1 rRNA gene (cut by a window edge) is annotated in these 1,553 nt (G+C 57.9%); it reads left to right on the top strand.

From position 1 onward, the window contains the following. The first annotated feature begins 278 nt into the window (after window positions 1-278). Window positions 279-1,553 (top strand): 23S ribosomal RNA (locus ACFC96_RS08655); it runs 1,490 nt beyond the window's last position.

The following is a 1,553-nucleotide window of genomic DNA, read 5'->3' as shown; positions in this document are numbered from 1 at the left end:
GAGCCATTTCGTCGGCAAATGTCCGACGGTGGTTGCTCAAGGGTGGAACGTTGACTATTCGACCGGGTTCACGGGTCGGAGGCTGTGAGTACTGCCCTTTCGGGGCGTGGAAAGCATGATCTCCGGGCGGGACCGGGTCGGGCACGCTGTTGGGTGTCTGAAGGTACGGCCGGAATGGTCGCCTTCAGTGCCGACCCCAGTGCACTCGGATCTGCTGGTCCGGGGTGATGGGTGGTTGGTCGTTGTTTGAGAACTGCACAGTGGACGCGAGCATCTGTGGCCAAGTTTTTAAGGGCGCACGGTGGATGCCTTGGCACCAGGAACCGATGAAGGACGTGGGAGGCCACGATAGTCCCCGGGGAGCCGTCAACCAGGCTTTGATCCGGGGGTTTCCGAATGGGGAAACCCGGCAGTCGTCATGGGCTGTCACCCATACCTGAACACATAGGGTATGTGGAGGGAACGCGGGGAAGTGAAACATCTCAGTACCCGCAGGAAGAGAAAACAACCGTGATTCCGGGAGTAGTGGCGAGCGAAACTGGATGAGGCCAAACCGTATGCGTGTGATACCCGGCAGGGGTTGCGCATGTGGGGTTGTGGGATCTCTCTTTCACGGTCTGCCGGCCGTGAGACGAGTCAGAAACCGTTGATGTAGGCGAAGGACATGCGAAAGGTCCGGCGTAGAGGGTAAGACCCCCGTAGTCGAAACGTCAGCGGCTCGTTTGAGAGACACCCAAGTAGCACGGGGCCCGAGAAATCCCGTGTGAATCTGGCGGGACCACCCGCTAAGCCTAAATATTCCCTGGTGACCGATAGCGGATAGTACCGTGAGGGAATGGTGAAAAGTACCGCGGGAGCGGAGTGAAATAGTACCTGAAACCGTGTGCCTACAAGCCGTGGGAGCGTCGCGCAAGGAACTTGTTCCTTGCGTCGTGACTGCGTGCCTTTTGAAGAATGAGCCTGCGAGTTTGCGGTGCGTTGCGAGGTTAACCCGTGTGGGGAAGCCGTAGCGAAAGCGAGTCCGAATAGGGCGGTTCAGTAGCGCGCTCAAGACCCGAAGCGGAGTGATCTAGCCATGGGCAGGTTGAAGCGGAGGTAAGACTTCGTGGAGGACCGAACCCACCAGGGTTGAAAACCTGGGGGATGACCTGTGGTTAGGGGTGAAAGGCCAATCAAACTCCGTGATAGCTGGTTCTCCCCGAAATGCATTTAGGTGCAGCGTCGTGTGTTTCTTGCCGGAGGTAGAGCACTGGATAGGCGATGGGCCCTACCGGGTTACTGACCTTAGCCAAACTCCGAATGCCGGTAAGTGAGAGCACGGCAGTGAGACTGTGGGGGATAAGCTCCATGGTCGAGAGGGAAACAGCCCAGAGCATCGACTAAGGCCCCTAAGCGTACGCTAAGTGGGAAAGGATGTGGAGTCGCACAGACAACCAGGAGGTTGGCTTAGAAGCAGCCACCCTTGAAAGAGTGCGTAATAGCTCACTGGTCTAGTGATTCCGCGCCGACAATGTAGCGGGGCTCAAGCGTACCGCCGAAGTCGTGTCATTGCG

The sequence above is a fragment of the Streptomyces sp. NPDC055955 genome (assembly GCF_042270245.1).
GTDB lineage: Bacteria > Actinomycetota > Actinomycetes > Streptomycetales > Streptomycetaceae > Streptomyces.
This window is presented reverse-complemented; position numbering and strand designations above follow the sequence as displayed.